Raw genomic sequence first — 17,908 nt, forward strand, 5'->3', positions numbered from 1 at the left:
AGAATAGTATTTAGAATGGAGATGATGGAAAATGAGTAAAATATTAACATCTTTTGATAGCGCTATTCAACAAATCGAGGATGGAGCAACCATTATCGTCGGCGGGTTCGGATTAAGCGGAATTCCAGAAAAACTGATCATTGCTTTGCGTAACAAAGGTGTAAAGGATTTGACGATTGTCAGCAATAATTGTGGAGTCGACGATTGGGGTCTAGGGCTTTTGCTTGAAAACAAACAAATCAAAAAAATGATTGCTTCTTATGTAGGGGAAAATAAGTTGTTTGAACAGCAATTTTTAAGCGGCGAGCTGGAGGTCGAGCTAGTTCCCCAAGGAACGCTGGCCGAGCGTTTAAGAGCGGGCGGAGCGGGAATTCCTGCCTTTTATACAGCTACAGGAGTAGGAACGGAAGTCGCAAAAGGTAAAGAACATAAAGAATTTGATGGCCGCACATACATTATGGAAAAAGGAATAGTCGGAGATTTTGCCTTTGTAAAGGCCTGGAAAGCAGATCATTTCGGTAATCTTGTATATCGGAAAACGGCAAGGAATTTTAACCCTGTCGTTGCCACCGCAGGGAAAGTCACGATTGTCGAAGTGGAGGAGCTTGTGGGCACAGGAGAGCTTGATCCGGATGAAATTCATACTTCAGGGGTTTATGTACAGAAAGTGCTTGTAGGGAATGACTATGAAAAACGAATTGAAAGACTTACAACTGCTAACGCATAAAAAGGAGGAGTATTCGAATGACAAGACAACTAATCTTAGAACGGGCCGTTAAAGAAATCCAGGATGGCATGTGTGTAAATTTAGGGATTGGAATGCCGACCTTGATTGCCAACATGATTCCGAATGACTTTAATGTCATGCTACAATCGGAAAATGGCTTACTGGGAATCGGGCCTTATCCCCAAAAGGCTGAAGTCGATCCGGATTTGATCAATGCAGGAAAAGAAACAGTAACCGCAAAAGCGGGGGCATCATTTTTTGATAGCGCTGAATCATTCGCGATGATTCGCGGCGGCCATATCGATCTAGCCATTTTAGGCGGGATGGAAGTTTCCGAAAATGGGGACTTGGCAAACTGGATGATTCCAGGGAAGATGGTAAAAGGGATGGGAGGAGCGATGGACCTCGTCCAAGGCGCAAAACGTATTGTTGTCATCATGGACCATGTGAACAAGCATGGGGAATCCAAAGTGAAAAAGAACTGTACATTGCCATTGACGGGAGAAAAAGTCGTACATTGCCTGATTACCGAATTGGCTGTTTTTCAATTTACAGAAGCGGGCATGGAATTGATTGAACTGCAAAATGGCGTAACACTTGATGAAGTGAAAAGCAAAACAGAGGCTGACTTTACGATAAGCCCCTCAATTGAAATTAAAGCGTAAGATAAAGATTAAAAAATAATACATGATTAGACTGCTTTCATTCGCTAACGGGCGAACGGAAGCAGTCTAATTTTTTTGGGGAAATTCCCTTGCAATAATGAAGGAACGACAGGCCTTTTCACCTCAGTTAACAATTATTGGCAGACAGTCGGAGAAAAGGGGGCGGATTTCAGAAAGAGGGTTTGTGTAATGATTTCCCACGAGGCACTTGCTTTCCACGGGCGGTCCCGGCAGCCTCCTCGGCGTTCGCCTGCGGGGTCTCCCTTGGCCACGCTTTCCCCGCAGGAGTCTCGTGCCCTCCATTCCAATCAACTGGAACTTCTTTTTAAGAAATATTGTAGGGAAACCGGAACTTCTTCCCCAATTTGTCTACAGTCTGGCGGTTTCATATTTTTACGATAAAAGGAGTTTCGAATTGCACTCGCCCCGAACCAAGATTTTAATTGTAAGCTTGATTATCTTTCATGTTTTTTACATATTACTTCTATTCTCTAATAAATGAGATCGAACTTTTCCAACTATGCTACTTTTCCGTAAAAAAGGCTTATATAAAGTCTGATGGGAATTCAAAAGGAGGGATTATAGTGAAAGTAGCATTACGAACATTATTGGATCGATCAGTGAAAAAGATGGGCAAAGGGATCAATCCTGTTGTGAAGGCATCGGCATTGGTAATGGTGGAACGTGCCTATAATGAAGGGATCACTGTACAGATAAGTGAAGGTTATCGCTCTTTGGAAGAACAAGCCGCGCTTTATGGTCAAGGACGAGTTTACAGCTACAATGGAAAAAACTATAGTAATTTAGCTAAACCTATTGTGACGAATGCTAAGCCAGGGCAATCTTATCATAATTTCGGACTGGCTATTGATTTCTTCATTGTGAGTGAGGATGGCAAGAGAGCGATATGGACCGTGAATGCAAAGTGGCAGCGCGTAGCTGCCATAGGTAAGGATTTAGGATTCGAATGGGGCGGGGATTGGAGCTCATTCAAGGATTATCCCCATTTGGAAATGACGGGCGGTTTATCTTATACTCAGTTACAAGCTGGAAAGAAACCTCACCTTAAATTAGAAAAATCGAATATATCGAAGTCCGGCAAAGGAGATCGTCTTATAATTTTTATCCAAAAAACGTTAAATGGCCGATATAAAGCGGCTATTGAGGGTGATGGGGTTTATGGCCCCAAAACTCGATCGGCCCTTATAAAGGGTTTACAAACGGAATTGAATAAGCAATTCAATAAAAAGCTTGTTGTCGATGGGAAATGGGGACCTAAAACGAAGAATGCGATCGTCACCATAAAAAAAGGCGCTAGCTGCAATATCACATGGATCCTGCAAGCAGCGCTCTATATGAAAGGATATGACCCTGGGCCCCTTGATGGTGAATTCGGAAAAAATACCGAGACGGCATTATTCAAATACCAAAGAGCAAGCAGGATATCCGCTGATAAGCTTGCAGGTAAAGAAACATGGAATGAGTTGTTTGATAGGGAATCAGGAAGGTAAAGCTGTAGCAAGAGTGCACCAACTACCTTTTTTCATTACTTATACTTTCAAATATTCATTATGGATTGCAAAGTTCTTAATATTCCTTTAGAGTACGTACCTGTCGCTATTTTAGTATGAGCCTCCTTGGCTTCTTGAGTTGCATTCCCTACAAGGTAACCATGTTTTACACTTTTTAACATGAGCAGATCATTTCCGCTATCCCCGAAAGCAAAGGCATGCTCCCGACTCAGCCCGAATTTGTCTAGCATAAATCGTACAATCTCATTTTTACCAGTACCTAATGGAATAAAGTCTATATCATAACTATCTTCAGGATCGCCGGCAAGGGGATTACAACGATTGATATTTACCCCTATCCCGTACTCTTTGGCCACCCTTTGAATGGTGGATAAGTTCTTCTTATCGACAGATTCATGTTGTATTTGATAATAATAATTTTTTTTATAGCGTGAACTTCCCATTTGAGTCTGAGGAATCAATGGTATATTGCCGTTATGTAGAACATTATAAATTTCATCGACTTTTCGTTTATTAAATTCCTCGATATTAATCTGTGAATGCCAATCTGGATCCTTTTCCAAAAAGTTATTTTCTGAGAAATAGGTGATTTCGGTACCTAAGTCACTTGCGATAAAATGTGGGAAAAATCTGAATCCACCATGTTCCATTTTATGTAATATTGATTCGGTACTACTCCCAGTGACCCAGCCAAAGACAAGTTCTTCGTCATTACTTTTTGCTTCTAAGTAATTTTCAAGTTCATATAAATCTTGCTGCCTCTCGTGACTCATGGAGTGAGGATAATAGGTTTCATCGAAATCACAGAATACAATGTATTTTGGGTCTTCAACATTTGGCAATAACTGAAACCCGCCCTTTTTATTCAACAACATAACAATCCCTCCATTAGCTAAAATTATAACTATTTAAAAATACAACTCAGAAAAATTTTGTTACTATATTAGGAACAGCTTAATAATAACTTCTGAAATCGATAACATGTCAACCACTTATTACAAGGATGGGATTAAGTGACGAGAATTAGCGAGATAGCCAAGATATGTCATGTCTCTAAAACAACGGTATCTAGAGTCTTAAATAATCATCCATATGTATCAAAAGAAAAAAGGGAACAAATCTTAAAGGTCATTGAAGAGCTTGATTATGCACCAAGTTCACTTGCCCGTAATTTTAGGACAAATAAAACCCAAACCATCGCAATATCAGTCCCAAGATTCGATCATCCATTCTTTGCCCAATTGGTTAAAGGAGTATCTCTAGCAGCATTGGAAAATGATTATAAAGTTCTTATATTTCAAACCTTTTATGATTCGGAAAATGAATGGGGTGTTATGGAAAAATTAAAGAATAGAGAAGTAGATGGGGTAATTTTAGGAGCGCTAGAAAATGAATGGAATGTAATAAAGCATTATTTGAAGTACGGACCAATTTTACTATGCAATGAATACCATGATTCCGCCCCTATACCAATTATTGGTTATGACGAATTCGAAGCGACATACAAAGCTGTTAATCATTTAATAAAAAAAGGCCATAGGAAGATAGGTTTTTGCTACGATACTGCTTATAGTCAGGCTCAGATTCAAAGAAAAGAGGGGTTTTACAAAGCTCTGGCAGATAATCATTTACTACATAATGAAGACTGGATATTTGGACATGGATTTAATATTGAAGATGGATTTCGTATTTGTGATGAAATATTACGATTAAAAGAAAAACCTACTGCCTTGTTTACTGGAAATGATCAAGTCGCAGCAGGAATTATTAAAAAGGCAACTATGTTGGGCTATAAAATACCGGAATACCTAGCTATAGTTGGGTATGATAATCAATCTATTTGCCAAGTCACAACCCCTACCATAACCACAATCGATATACCAATTATGGAATTAGGACAACGCACTGTAATAGAATTGATTAAATATTTAAGTAGTAATATGAAAGTAAAGCGCGACGTTATTAAATTGCCTACCAAACTTAAAATCAGAGAATCAACCTAACCATCATTAAGATATAAACTTCATAGAGGTTCATTATCCTTTTAGACAGACACTATAGAAATTCGAAAAGAAGCGGGGTTCAGCAGCATATGAATGTTAGCGGATGGGATGTAATCCGTCCTGCCCCGGGATAATTCGACCTACCTGGGAATAATTCGACTTTCCCGGGAAATAATTCTCCTAAACCCGGCATAATTCGACTTCCTCCGGAAAAATCCACCCTACATACAAATCCGCTTTTCACTTAAAGAACTCATTCAAGTTCCAAGCACCAATCATTGCATCGCATAAAACTCCCCGGCGGGTATTCGAATTCACATTCGGAGGTGAGGTTGAATCCGAGTTTGCGGCAAATTGCGTTAGATGCAGGGTTATTGATGGAAGGGAATGCGTGAATATATTTGTATTTTCGTTCATCTTTAATTTTCTCTATCATTGCCTTCACGGCATGAGAAGCGATTCCTTTTCCTTGAAAGGAAGGGAGGACGCTCCAACCGATTTCGTACACATTTTCATCGTTCCACACTGTTTGCCAGTAGCCAACCGAACCGGCCGCCTCTGCCTCTGGAAATGAGTTGATGCTAAACATGCATCCTTTATCCCCAATCTGCAGATACCGTTGATGGCGTTTCAGGATTTGTTCATTACTTTCTGGTCCGCCAAGATGTTCCATCATTTCTGGGGCATTTAGTTGAAATAGTAATGCAAGGTCTTTATCTTCCCATGGTTTAATTTCTATTTTCGTTTCTTTGCTTGGTTCTGAAATCCGACTCACCCCTAGAATTTATATTTTCTTATATAATCTTCTTGGCTTAATGCGAGATTCCTTTATTTGACCTTATTATTCTACTTTGTCTTGAAGTTTTAATCTTATAAGAATAAAGGGATGAATATTTCCCATTAAATGCTATAATTTACAGGTGATTCTATCAAATGACAGAGAACGGAGATGAAGAAATGAAATCTTCAGTAAATCAGTTTTCCACTCAATTTGAATGGATATTGAATGTGATCAATGTGGGTGTCCATATTGTGAATAAAGATGGGGATACGGTTTTTTACAATGAAATGATGGCACATATTGATGGGCTTGATCGTGAACAGGTGCTGGGGGAGAATATTTTTCAGCTTTATCCTTCATTGACTGATGAATCCAGTACGCTGCATGTAGCCTTGGAAAAAGGCAATGAAACGATTGAGTCCATTCAAACATATGTCAATTTAAAGGAGAAAAAAATAACATCCATCAATAGTACGTATCCTTTGTACGAGGATGGTGAAATTATTGGGGCAGTGGAAATCGCAAAGGATATTACGAAGGTCATGAATATGTACGACCAAATTGTCGATTTGCGTTCCCAGCTGGCCGAGACCCATAAGAAAAGTAAGTTCCCTGAAGGGACGGCGACCTATCATTTTAGTGATTTGATTGGTAACAGCCCTGCTTTTCAGCAAGCGATTTCATTGGCGAAAAAAGCGGCCCGTACACATTCCCCAGTCATGATTTATGGACCAACAGGGACAGGGAAGGAACTTGTCGCTCAAAGTATACATAATGTAAGTTCTCAGCGAAATCAGCCGTTCATCGCGCAAAACTGTGCGGCTGTTCCCAAGGAGTTGATGGAGGGGCTGCTGTTCGGCACGACGAAAGGGGCTTTTACCGGAGCGATGGATCGCATGGGCATTTTTGAACAGGCAAATGGCGGTACCCTTTTCCTTGATGAGCTGAATAGCCTCGACCTCGGCCTGCAGGCAAAATTGCTGCGAGTGCTTCAGGAAGGTGAGGTGCGCCGTGTTGGAGGTTCGAAGGAGCAAAAGATTAATGTTAAAATCATTGCTGCGATGAACATTTCTCCAGAAGAGGCGTTGGAGCGTGGAATCATTCGTTCGGACTTATTCTTTCGCCTCAATGTCGTAACGATCCAGATGCCTTCTCTTTCGGAGCGTAAAACGGATATTCCTGAAATCGTCAATCACTTTATTCAAAAATTCAACAAATCATTTTTTACGGAAGTGAGCGGGATCAGTCATAAGGCGATGCAGCGGCTTCTCCAATATCCATGGCCAGGGAACATTCGTGAACTGGGACATGCCATTGAGTTGACCTTCAACGTCATGGACGCAGGGGAAGATATGATTGATGAACATCATCTTCCTGCCTATCTTTTCCCTTCAGGAAATTACGGAACAGCAAATGCGCAAAGCCAACCTACCCCATTGAAAAACAGGATTGATTTACCTGTTGTTCTTGAAGAAATGGAAAGGGAAATGATCATCAACATGTTTGAGAAATATAACGGGAATATCAGCAAAACGGCAGAAGCCCTCAATATTAAAAGACAGGGACTGCAATATAAGTTAAACAAGTACGGCATTGAAAAAGTTTATACGGCAGGGTCGAAGGAATCCAAGTAAAGTAAGGTTTTTTGGAAACGCTGTCACTGTCTGGATCTTGATGTAATTTGAAGAGGGCTCTCTTGTAAAAGAGATCCTCTTTTTTGTTTTATTTGCTTGGCGCAAAGAATTTGGCTGCAAAAAAATATGCGTTATGAAAAATATCTTGCGATTTTAAGCTTGTTTGGTCCCCTTTTGCTTATGTTTTCCTTGTTATCAATGTTGGCATCATTCTTGCGAGAGTATATAGATAAGTTCTTATAATAAGGGGGCATTATTAATGAATTTGATGGGAATGGATGTAAAACATAAAGAATACCTAGGTGGACGCAGGCATTATAATGATATCGAATTGTGGAAGGATGTAACGGAAGAGCAGTGGAATGATTGGATCTGGCAATTGACCAATACGATTAAATCACTGGATGATCTGAAAAAGGTCGTCAACCTGACACCTGAAGAAGAGGAAGGAGTCCGGATTTCGACTCAAACGATTCCGTTGAACATTACGCCTTATTATGCATCATTGATGAATCCCGATGATCCTCGCTGTCCGATTCGTTTACAGTCGGTACCGCTTTCGGCAGAAATGAACAAGACTAGATATGATTTGGAGGATCCGCTGCATGAGGATGAGGATTCACCAGTTCCAGGATTGACGCATCGCTATCCGGATCGCGTTCTGTTCCTTGTAACGAACCAATGCTCCATGTACTGCAGATATTGTACGCGACGCCGTTTTTCAGGTCAGGTTGGCATGGGTGTTCCCAAGAAGCAGCTTGACGGGGCGATTGAATATATCCGGAACACTCCGGAAGTGAGGGACGTGCTGATCTCTGGAGGAGACGGCCTGTTGATCAATGATAAGATCCTTGAATACGTATTGAGTAACTTACGTGCCATCCCGCACGTGGAAATCATTCGGATCGGCACACGTGCACCGGTCGTTTTCCCGCAAAGGATTACCAAAAATTTATGTAATATTCTGAAAAAATACCATCCTGTTTGGTTGAATACGCATTTCAATCATTCACTTGAGTTGACGGATGAAGCGAAAAAAGCATGTGATATGCTGTCGATGGCAGGGGTGCCGCTTGGTAATCAGGCAGTCATCCTGGCTGGCATCAATGATAGTGTCCATATCATGAAAAAGCTTATGCATGACTGTGTAAAAGCAAGGGTAAGACCTTATTACATTTATCAATGTGACCTATCTGAAGGGATTGGCCATTTCCGGGCGCCGGTTTCAAAAGGTTTGGAAATCATTGAAGCGCTGCGCGGCCATACATCAGGATATGCAGTGCCAACCTTTGTGGTGGATGCTCCTGGCGGTGGCGGAAAGATTGCCTTGACTCCGAATTACCTTCTTTCGCAAAGTCCGGATAAAGTCGTTTTACGGAACTTTGAAGGAGTAATCACAAGCTATCCGGAGCCGAAGAATTATGTTGCCGGCAGTGCGGATGCTTACTTTGATGAAGTGTATGGTACTGCGGATAGAAAAGAAGCCGTCGGGATTTCCGCTCTCATGACGGACGAGAAATTCAACTTGGTGCCAGAAGGCCTTCGTCGTCTTGACAAGAGAAAAGCGTATGAAAGCACTGATGAACATGCTTCCTTGAAGGATCGCCGTGATAAACGGGATGAAATGAAGGAAAAATTAAGGTTAGCCCAAGAAAAAAAGAACGCCATGGCCGCCAGTGGCTCGGTGAAATCTGATGGCAAGGAGGAATGATGATGGACTGCTTATGGTGCAATGCCCCAAACGTAGAAGAAAGTGAAAAGAAAGATTGTTACTGGATCATGCCTGACGGGAAACGCTCAATAAAAGTCCTTCAAGTTCCAGCCGTAAACTGTCCTGAGTGTGGAATCTATGTATCTGATTCGATGAATCAAAAGGTGGATGAAGCCTTATCCATATATGATGTGAGTGAATATCCTGATGAGTTCACGTATGATCAGCTTCTTCAGGCACCTATCAAAAAATTATTCAATTGGAAATAGAATGCCGGGAGAAGCGGATGATAGGCATCTCTTCTCCCGAATTCTTTAAATAAGGGGGGGTACATGATGCCTGTTCAAAAGCTGCCTTTTTTCACCCAAATGGAGACCGGGGATTGTTATACGATGGAGCTCTATCATGATCATGCCAATCAGCGCTTACGCATGGATGATTATCGGGGAAATATCAAAAAAGCGATCGATCGGGCCCTTGCCATCGCAATGGAGCAGGGCTTTACGAAAGTGATACTTAAAGCGAGGAATGAAGATTTATCAGCGGCGTTGGGTAAAGGATTCATGCTGGAGGGGATATTGAGCAAGTATTTCAAAGGGAATGATGCTTATTGCATGGCCTTCTATTTAACGGATGAAAGGCGAACAAGCGACTTTTGGGTCAAGGAAGATAAAGTCATCCAAGATGTAAGTGAGATTTCTAGACTGATTGAATCTCAGCAAATACCTAAGGATTATATCCTCCGGTTTGCTACGGTTGAAGATGCAAAAGAGCTGGCGAATTTATATGGTGCCATCTTTGAAACCTATCCTACACCGATGAATGATGAGCGCTATATCAAGAAAGTGATGGAGGAAGGCACGATCTTTAGTGTTATCGAATATGAAGGAGCCATTGTGAGTGCTGCATCCGCTGAAGTGAATGAGATGTATCACAATGCTGAATTAACGGACTGTGCAACCATTCCCCAACATCGAAAGCATGGTTTCATGAAGGTGCTCATCTCCGCCTTGGAACAAGAATTGTTCAGGAAAAACATTTATTGCTCTTATTCATTAGCGCGATCATTGTCAATGGGCATGAACGCCGTCTTTCATCAGCTGGGATATGAATATGGAGGCAGATTAACGAAGAATTGCAATATTTGGGATAAGTATGAGGACATGAATATTTGGGGTAAAGATTTATCCGTCAAGTAGGAGGATTGTTTCTATGGCTAAATACACATGGGTTGATAAAGAAACCTGTATTGCGTGCGGGGCATGCGGTTCAACAGGACCTGAGATTTATGACTATGACGATCAAGGGATCGCTTTCGTCATCTTGGACGATAATCAAGGGATTGCCGAAGTGCCTGAGATCCTGCATGATGACATGCAAGATGCTATGGAAGGCTGCCCTACCGAATCCATCCTGATTCAGGATGAACCTTTTAAGATCGGTTCCTTTTAAATACTTAATCTATTAATAGAGATGTGTACGAACGTTAAAAAGGAGAGATGAAATGGAACGGAATCATTTGATTAAGCCTACTTTAGGTCACGACTATCCCACTATCTCTCATGGGAAAGGAATTTATCTTTTTGATACAGATGGAAAACAGTATATAGATGGCTCATCAGGAGCGGTCACAGCAAGTATAGGCCATGGTGTATTGGATGTTGTCGAGGCAATGACGGAGCAGGCCCGCAAAGTTTCTTTTGCATATAGGTCTCATTTTACGAGTGGAGCCGCAGAGGCATTGGCCAAAAAGCTAAGTGAGTTGGCTCCAGGGGATTTGAATTGGTCGTTTTTCGTGAATAGTGGATCGGAAGCGACCGAAACAGCAATGAAGATCGCGATACAACATTGGCAAGAAAAAGGGTTCGAGAGAAAAAATCGCATCATATCCAGGTGGACGAGTTATCACGGGATCACGATGGGCGCTTTATCGATGTCAGGTCATGTACCAAGAAGAAAACGTTTTGTGCCGCTATTGGAGGATTTTCCTAGCATATCTGCTCCCTACTGCTATCGCTGTCCTCATAATAATGAAACTTCCGGATGCAAGCTTAAGTGTGCAGATGAACTGGAGACAGCTATTCAAAGGGTCGGCTCCGAGAATATCGCAGCCTTCATCGCAGAACCGATAATCGGGGCATCGGCTGGTGCTGTAACACCGCCGGATGGCTACTATCAAAGGATTAAGGAAATCTGCGAAACCTATGACATTCTTTTTATCGCCGATGAAGTCATGACGGGAATCGGCCGAACAGGAAAAATGTTTGCAATGGAACACTGGGGAGTCACCCCGGATATCATCGCATTGGGTAAAGGAATGAGTGCCGGCTATACTCCAATCGCAGCCACGATGATTACTGACCGTGTCATGGAGCCCATTTTAAAAGGTTCGAAATCAATCATGGCTGGACACACATATAGTGCAAACCCTCTCTCTGCAGCCGTTTCATTGGAAGTGCTTTCCTATATTGAGCGAAATGATCTGGTTCAGGCAGCGGAAGAGAAAGGTCAATATCTGTTTAAGAAGCTGGAAGGATTGGCTGAGAAATTCAACATCATTGGTGATGTAAGAGGGAAAGGGCTGCTCCTTGGGCTTGAGTTTGTCTCCAATCGAAAGTCAAAAACGCCATTCGACTTGCAAATCGGCCTGACTGCAAGGCTTGTCAATAAGGCTTTTGCTAAGGGACTGTTAATTTATCCTGCTGCAGGTGCGATTGAAGGAATCGCTGGCGATGCGGTTATCATATCTCCGCCATTAATCATTACGAATGAAGAAATCGATACCCTCGTCAAGATACTGGAAGCTTCCCTCGAAGATTTGCAGCAAGAATTGGTCGCGGAAGGTTTGATTGAGGACATGCAGGCTATTTAGGAGGAACGATATGAAGCAGGTCATTACGAAGAAAAACAAAATTGTGACCATGGAAGAAGCATTGGAGCATATATCCGATGGATGCACACTCATGTATGGCGGGTTTGGCGGAGTGGGGACTCCTCCGACACTCGTGCAGGGTATCCTTGACAAGGGAGTCAAGGAAATGACCTTGATTGGCAATGATACTGGATTCCCTGACATCGGCATTGGCCGGCTTGTGACTGCTGAAAGGGCAAAGAAAGTGATCGCCTCGCATATCGGTTCCAATCCTAATGCCGGCAGGCTCATGACTGAAGGGAAGCTGCAGGTGGAATTTTCACCGCAAGGGACATTAGCCGAACGGATTCGTGCTGGCGGTGTAGGTTTAGGCGGGATTTTTGTCGATGTCGGGATTGGTACGATAGCCGAAGAAGGCAAGGACAAGATGGTGATAGAAGGAAAAGAATACTTGGTGGAAACCGCTTTGACGGCGGAAGTCAGCATCGTCCATGCCAAAAAGGCAGATTCGCTGGGGAATTTAGTGTACGACAAGACTGCCTGTAATTTCAATCCGCTCGTCGCAATGGCTGGAGCTTTCACGATTGCCGAAGTAGAGGAAATCGTTCCTGTAGGCGAATTGGATCCTGAATGTATTGCTACTCCAGGCATTTATGTAGATATGGTGATTCCGACAAAAGGGGTGAATTGGAAATGGGCATGGCAGTAGATGTACGAAATCGCATCGCGAAACGCGCCGCCAAGGAAATCCATGACGGATTGATCGTCAATTTAGGCATCGGCATCCCCACCTTGGTGGCCGACCATATACCTCAAGATATTCATGTGCTGTTCCATGCGGAAAACGGAGTTCTCGGTACAGGGCCAAGTCCTGATCCCGGGCAAGAAGATCCTGCCCTTTGTAATGCGGGAGGGTTCCCGATCACCACTGTAATGGGAGCTTCATATTTTGACAGTGCAACAGCGTTTGGAATGATCAGGAAAGGATATATCGACATCACAATCCTTGGAGCCCTGGAAGTGAGTGAAAAAGGGGATTTGGCGAATTGGATCGTCCCAGGAAAGCGGGTGCCGGGGATGGGCGGGGCAATGGAACTTGCCCAGAAAGCCAAAAAGGTGATCGTCCTGATGAATCACGTGAATAAGCAGGGTGAATCGAAGATATTGAAGACATGTACGCTTCCATTGACGGCAAAGCAGAGTGTGGATTTAATCATTACGGAAATGGCCGTCATGGAAGTTACAGAAGAGGGATTGGTGCTTAAGGAAGTCATGATGCCATATACCGTGGATGATGTGATAAGGAATACAGAGGCAACGTTGAAAATCCATGCTGCTGTCAACACCATTGAATAAGAATATGTGTAATTAAGGAGGATAAACGTGCCGGATATAAAAAAACGGATAAACCAATGGATCAAGGATCATCGGGAAGAAGGAACAAACCTTTTGCAAAAAATGGTACAAGCCCCGAGTACGCAAGGAAATGAAGCAGGGGCACAGGCCATCGTCGCCCAAAAGCTGCAGGAAATGGGTTTACAGATCGATAGTTGGGAACCTGACGGCGGCGAGCTGAAAAAGCATTCTTATTTTTATTCTCCACGCAGTGAATTTTCCAACAGCCCCAATGTGGTAGGTATCATGAAAGGGACTGGAGGCGGACGTTCCATCATTTTGAACGGACACATCGATGTGGTTCCGGATGGAGACCGGGATCAGTGGGACGACGACCCCTATAGCGGAGCGATTAAGAATGGAAGGATGTTTGGACGCGGCGTAACCGATATGAAGGGTGGAAATGTTTCGCTGATTCTTGCGATGCAGGCATTGAAGGAAAATGGCATCCAATTAAAGGGAGATGTCATTTTTCAAAGTGTGATTGAAGAAGAAAGCGGCGGAGCCGGAACATTAGCGGCCGTCCTGAGGGGGTATAAAGCCGATGCGGCCCTGATCCCTGAACCGACCAATATGAGGATCTTCCCGAAACAGCAGGGTTCGATGTGGTTCAGAATCCATGTGAAAGGACGGTCAGCACATGGCGGAACAAGGTATGAAGGCGTTAGTGCGATTGAAAAAAGCATGACTGTCATCCATCATATTCTCGCCTTGGAAGAAAAGCGAAATGCCCGTATCAGTGATCCGCTTTATCAGAACACGCCTATTCCGATTCCGATCAATCTAGGTGTCATTGAAGGAGGTAATTGGCCGTCATCCGTTCCTGACCTTGTGAAAATTGAAGGAAGGATGGGCGTTGCGCCGGAGGAAACGATGGAGAAGGCGAAAGACGAAATGGCTGCCTGGTTATTGCAGCTGGGGGAAGTGGACCAATGGTTCAAGCAAAACCCGCCCGTATTGGAATGGTTCGGGGCACGCTGGGTTCCAGGAGCCATTGATGTAGAGCATGAACTGATGAATGCACTTGTTCATCAATATCGGCAAGTGGCCGGACAGGACCCGGTCATTGAAGCATCCCCTTGGGGAACGGATGGGGGATTGCTGACACATGTCGGTGAAACGCCTGCAATCGTTTTCGGGCCAGGAGTAACCGAGGTTGCCCACTATCCAAATGAATACATCCTGCTCGACAATGTGTTCTCCACAGCCGAAATCATTGCGCTTACTCTCATTCAATGGTGTGGAATGGAGCCTGAACAGGATGGGGTCACCCAAACTGGGAATAGGGAGACGATACCAGGCAATGGAAATTAAACTGGATAGCATTCCAGCAAGTAAAGCGAAAAGCGGTTAGTAAAACTTTTTACTATTTCTTGAACTTTTAACTTTAAAAGAAAATGAGGTAGGAACCATATGGATATGAATCTCATTGATAATCAAGAACCGACAGTTAAAAGGCAACTGAAAGCAAGGCATATGACCATGATTGCCATTGGCGGTTCAATAGGAACCGGATTATTCCTGGCAAGCGGGGCAACCATTCAGAGCGCAGGGCCCGGCGGTGCCCTCGCTGCATATGCCTGCATTGGAATCATGGTATATTTCCTGATGACGAGCTTAGGGGAAATGGCGACATATATGCCTGTGTCTGGATCATTTTCCACCTACGCCACACGCTTTGTTGATCCCGCATTCGGCTTTGCACTTGGCTGGAATTATTGGTTTAACTGGGCAGTCACCCTTGCCGTGGAAATAGCTGCTGCAGCCATCATCATGAAATTCTGGCTCCCTGATGTACCCAGCCTTATATGGAGTGCATTATTTCTTGGAATCGTCTTCACCCTCAACGCCCTATCCATTAAAAGCTATGGTGAATCTGAATATTGGTTTGCCTTAATAAAAGTCATTGCCATCATTTGCTTCATCATTATTGGTTTATTGACCATATTTGGGGTTTTTGGCGGAAAGGTGATCGGCTTTGAAAACTTCACCATGGACGAAGCACCATTCAAGGGAGGATTTTTATCGATCATCTCAATCTTCCTAATCGCGGGATTTTCTTTTCAAGGCACGGAACTAGTTGGTATTGCTGCCGGCGAAAGTGAGAATCCCGAAAAAAATGTTCCGAATGCGATCCGCCAAGTATTTTGGCGCATCCTATTATTTTACATCGGAGCCATCCTGATACTCGGCCTCTTGATTCCGTATACAAGTCCAAGTTTGCTGAACGGGGATGTCGAAAACATTTCTGTAAGCCCTTTCACGCTTGTCTTCGAACGGGCAGGATTTGCATTCGCGGCATCCGTCATGAATGCTGTCGTGTTGACTTCCTTACTATCCGCAGGGAACTCGGGACTATATGCATCAACGCGGATGTTATGGTCGATGGCGAAAGATAAACAAGCTCCCCAATTCCTCGCCAAAGTCAATCGCAGGGGAATCCCGATGAATGCTTTGATCCTAACGGCATTAATTGGCGGGCTCGCCTTCTTGACATCCATTTTTGGGGACCATGTATTTACATGGCTATTGAATGCATCCGGGCTAACCGGCTTCATCGCCTGGATTGGAATCGCCATCAGCCATTATCGCTTTAGACGAGCCTATGTCGCACAGGGCGGTGATTTGAACGAATTGAAATATAAAGCAAAATGGTTTCCACTCGGTCCGATCCTATCATTCGTCCTTTGCATGGGTGTCATCGCAGGGCAGAACTATCAAGCATTCCTAAGCGGCAGCATCGACTGGTATGGCGTCGCCGTCTCCTATATCGGATTGCCGATATTTCTGGCGATCTGGTTAGGATACAAGATTTATCACAAGACCAAATTAATATCATTAAAAGATTGTCAATTTGATAAATCAGATGTGGCATGATATGAATAGATAAAAACCTGAGCCCTTTGGGGACACAGGTTTTTTTATGGACTTTAATAAGACGATATCGGACGAAAATCGAGTTATATCGACGAAAATAAGAATATATCGACGAAATTCCAGTAATATCTCCGAAAATAAGAATATATCTCCGGAAATAGAAATATATCGACGAAAGCGGCAATTATCTATTAAAATTTGCATCATGGTAATTTTTTCAATGAATCATTTTTTATAACTGAATAATTGGGGAGGGTGCGCAATACTATTATTCTATGTATGATAATACTTTGGATGAAAGGAAACTGATGATGAAAGAGGCGTTTCGCGGTTCTGGAGTTGGAGTCATTTTCATGGCGTTCTTCGGTACACTGTGGGCAGGTACCGGTGTAATGGGATTGCAGGGGTGGGGGTTTCCCTACGTGGAACTCGCAGGCATATTGATCGGAATCATAATGGTTATCGTCGGCATTTCATTAATTCATGCATCACAAAAAATGTCCAATCAAGTTTCAGAAAATGGGGCTAGGCGTCTGAAGCGTATCGGATTTTTGTTTAATATGGTCTTCATTGCCGAAGGTTTGCTTATCGGGATTGCCATTGCCATCTGTAATTTGATCGATCAGACCGATCTTATACCAGGGGTCATCGCCATAATTGTCGGGATTCATTTTTTACCTTTGGCATCGCTTTTTCAAATCAAGATTTACTATGCAACAGGAGTGCTTCTCTGTTTATTAGCGCTTTTCACATTGCTTTTTGTGCCAGACACAGTCATGTTTGGGGTGCATCAAATCCTTGCACCGTTATCCTTTCTCGGCTTTGGATGCGCACTAATTCTCTGGACCACTGGACTTTCGCTATGGCTTAGAATAAAGAATTCAAGTGGAACGATAGCCGATGAAAATTGAATCAATCAAAAAACCCGTCATGGTGAACGGGTTTTTCATTTTGATTAATTCTTCATCCAGGTCAAGAGCCTGACAATTTGAAATGGATCATTCCAAACGAGAATGAAACTTAAAAGAAAGAATGCAGCAACAGCCAAGAATTTTGATTTTCCTTTTTCATTTTTATATATGGCCCCGAAACTGCATAACATACCAAAAAGTAACGCACCGAATCCTGAAATCATAAGCTGCTCGGAGGCTTTTAGTAAAGCTAGGGAACAGCAAAATGATAGTGTACCGATTACTGCAAATACAACGGACCAATTGCTTAAACGTTTCATAGAGACTCTCCTTTTTACTAATTATACCAATTTAGTGCTTGCAATGAAATTAATAAATTTGAGGTTGTCACTTATGGGAATATATTGTAATATATATAACAATATAAAAATCCATTTACATTTCAGAAGCATTGATAAGGACATGAATCATTTTTACGGTCTGCAGAGAGGGAAGGGCAGCTGCAAACTTCCTGGCTTAGGAAACTGATTTACCGCCTTTGAGTTATATCGGTGAACAAGAGTAACTGATATCGTCTAAGCTGCGTTACAAGCTCCAGAGCCATGAGTGTTTCTTGCTTATGGGAAATTGGGTGGAATCACGGGTAACGCACTCGTCCCTTACTTAGGGATGGGTGCGTTTTTTATTATTATAATTATTGCCTTGATAAGGACATGAATCATTTTTACGGTCTGCAGAGAGGGAAGGGCAGGTGCGAACTTCCTGGCTTAGGAAACTGATTTACCGCCTTTGAGCTATAT

The 17,908-nt window shown here is 42.9% G+C and carries 18 protein-coding genes and 1 other annotated feature; of the genes, 15 read left to right on the forward strand and 3 right to left on the reverse strand.

All coding sequences use genetic code 11. The annotated features are described in order from the left end of the window. Positions 1 to 31 precede the first annotated feature (31 nt). From ACFVS1_RS01525 to ACFVS1_RS01535, 3 genes are all read left to right on the forward strand, one after another. On the forward strand, positions 32 to 727 hold the full coding sequence (locus ACFVS1_RS01525) for a CoA transferase subunit A (protein WP_352925981.1): 696 nt from the start codon (positions 32 to 34) through the stop codon (positions 725 to 727). A gap of 17 nt (positions 728 to 744) precedes the next feature. Then, the gene (locus tag ACFVS1_RS01530; RefSeq protein ID WP_387544835.1) at positions 745 to 1,392 is read left to right on the forward strand and encodes a 3-oxoacid CoA-transferase subunit B; all 648 of its coding nucleotides are present in this window, start codon (positions 745 to 747) and stop codon (positions 1,390 to 1,392) included. Between the two features lie 584 nt (positions 1,393 to 1,976). Next, entirely contained in the window at positions 1,977 to 2,903 is a 927-nt protein-coding gene (locus tag ACFVS1_RS01535; protein WP_387544836.1) for a peptidoglycan-binding protein, read from the forward strand. 47 nt (positions 2,904 to 2,950) lie between these two features. Here the strand turns inward: ACFVS1_RS01535 and ACFVS1_RS01540 are convergent, their stop codons facing one another. Beyond that, positions 2,951 to 3,799: an HAD-IIB family hydrolase gene (locus tag ACFVS1_RS01540; RefSeq protein WP_387544838.1), complete on the reverse strand. Its 849-nt coding sequence runs from the start codon at positions 3,797 to 3,799 to the stop codon at positions 2,951 to 2,953. 138 nt (positions 3,800 to 3,937) lie between these two features. On the opposite strand from ACFVS1_RS01540, the gene ACFVS1_RS01545 reads away from it, so the two are divergent. After that, positions 3,938 to 4,927, forward strand: a complete 990-nt coding sequence (locus tag ACFVS1_RS01545) for a LacI family DNA-binding transcriptional regulator (protein ID WP_387544839.1) — start codon at positions 3,938 to 3,940, stop codon at positions 4,925 to 4,927. Between the two features lie 253 nt (positions 4,928 to 5,180). Here ACFVS1_RS01545 and ACFVS1_RS01550 read toward each other — a convergent pair whose 3' ends face one another. Further along, entirely contained in the window at positions 5,181 to 5,693 is a 513-nt protein-coding gene (locus tag ACFVS1_RS01550; RefSeq protein ID WP_387549164.1) for a GNAT family N-acetyltransferase, read from the reverse strand. A 167-nt stretch (positions 5,694 to 5,860) separates the two neighbouring features. Here ACFVS1_RS01550 and ACFVS1_RS01555 point away from each other — a divergent pair, with 167 nt between their 5' ends. The 11 genes from ACFVS1_RS01555 to ACFVS1_RS01605 all read left to right on the forward strand — a co-directional run bounded on the left by ACFVS1_RS01555 (position 5,861) and on the right by ACFVS1_RS01605 (position 17,108). Continuing rightward, positions 5,861 to 7,342 (forward strand): sigma-54 interaction domain-containing protein, encoded by a 1,482-nt coding sequence (locus ACFVS1_RS01555; protein WP_387544841.1) that lies wholly within the window; start codon positions 5,861 to 5,863, stop codon positions 7,340 to 7,342. A gap of 274 nt (positions 7,343 to 7,616) precedes the next feature. Further along, positions 7,617 to 9,053 carry a lysine 2,3-aminomutase gene (gene kamA, locus ACFVS1_RS01560; RefSeq protein ID WP_387549166.1) on the forward strand — a complete coding sequence of 479 codons (1,437 nt, stop codon included), beginning with the start codon at positions 7,617 to 7,619 and terminating at the stop codon, positions 9,051 to 9,053. 2 nt (positions 9,054 to 9,055) lie between these two features. Continuing rightward, positions 9,056 to 9,322: a YokU family protein gene (locus ACFVS1_RS01565; protein WP_283915592.1), complete on the forward strand. Its 267-nt coding sequence runs from the start codon at positions 9,056 to 9,058 to the stop codon at positions 9,320 to 9,322. A 63-nt stretch (positions 9,323 to 9,385) separates the two neighbouring features. Further along, positions 9,386 to 10,252: a putative beta-lysine N-acetyltransferase gene (ablB, locus tag ACFVS1_RS01570; protein WP_387544843.1), complete on the forward strand. Its 867-nt coding sequence runs from the start codon at positions 9,386 to 9,388 to the stop codon at positions 10,250 to 10,252. 13 nt (positions 10,253 to 10,265) lie between these two features. Next, positions 10,266 to 10,505, forward strand: coding sequence for a ferredoxin (locus ACFVS1_RS01575; protein WP_352925994.1), 240 nt, complete (start codon positions 10,266 to 10,268; stop codon positions 10,503 to 10,505). Positions 10,506 to 10,557: 52 nt separating this feature from the next. Beyond that, positions 10,558 to 11,925 (forward strand): aspartate aminotransferase family protein, encoded by a 1,368-nt coding sequence (locus ACFVS1_RS01580; RefSeq protein ID WP_352925996.1) that lies wholly within the window; start codon positions 10,558 to 10,560, stop codon positions 11,923 to 11,925. 10 nt (positions 11,926 to 11,935) lie between these two features. Beyond that, entirely contained in the window at positions 11,936 to 12,634 is a 699-nt protein-coding gene (locus ACFVS1_RS01585) for a CoA transferase subunit A (protein WP_387544845.1), read from the forward strand. Then, complete coding sequence (locus ACFVS1_RS01590; RefSeq protein ID WP_241589214.1) at positions 12,619 to 13,281, forward strand: 3-oxoacid CoA-transferase subunit B; 663 nt, start codon at positions 12,619 to 12,621, stop codon at positions 13,279 to 13,281. Before ACFVS1_RS01585 ends, ACFVS1_RS01590 begins: the two co-directional genes overlap by 16 nt. 27 nt (positions 13,282 to 13,308) lie before the next feature. Further along, entirely contained in the window at positions 13,309 to 14,634 is a 1,326-nt protein-coding gene (locus ACFVS1_RS01595; protein ID WP_387544846.1) for a peptidase, read from the forward strand. A 99-nt stretch (positions 14,635 to 14,733) separates the two neighbouring features. Continuing rightward, complete coding sequence (locus ACFVS1_RS01600; protein ID WP_387544847.1) at positions 14,734 to 16,197, forward strand: amino acid permease; 1,464 nt, start codon at positions 14,734 to 14,736, stop codon at positions 16,195 to 16,197. A 311-nt stretch (positions 16,198 to 16,508) separates the two neighbouring features. Continuing rightward, entirely contained in the window at positions 16,509 to 17,108 is a 600-nt protein-coding gene (locus tag ACFVS1_RS01605; protein WP_387544849.1) for a DUF7010 family protein, read from the forward strand. A gap of 44 nt (positions 17,109 to 17,152) precedes the next feature. Here ACFVS1_RS01605 and ACFVS1_RS01610 read toward each other — a convergent pair whose 3' ends face one another. Next, positions 17,153 to 17,428, reverse strand: a complete 276-nt coding sequence (locus tag ACFVS1_RS01610) for a hypothetical protein (protein ID WP_387544851.1) — start codon at positions 17,426 to 17,428, stop codon at positions 17,153 to 17,155. A 122-nt stretch (positions 17,429 to 17,550) separates the two neighbouring features. Continuing rightward, positions 17,551 to 17,771, forward strand: a binding site (T-box leader). The last annotated feature ends 137 nt before the right edge of the window (positions 17,772 to 17,908 follow it).

It is taken from the genome of Peribacillus sp. NPDC058075 (assembly GCF_042885195.1).
Lineage (GTDB): Bacteria > Bacillota > Bacilli > Bacillales > DSM-1321 > Peribacillus.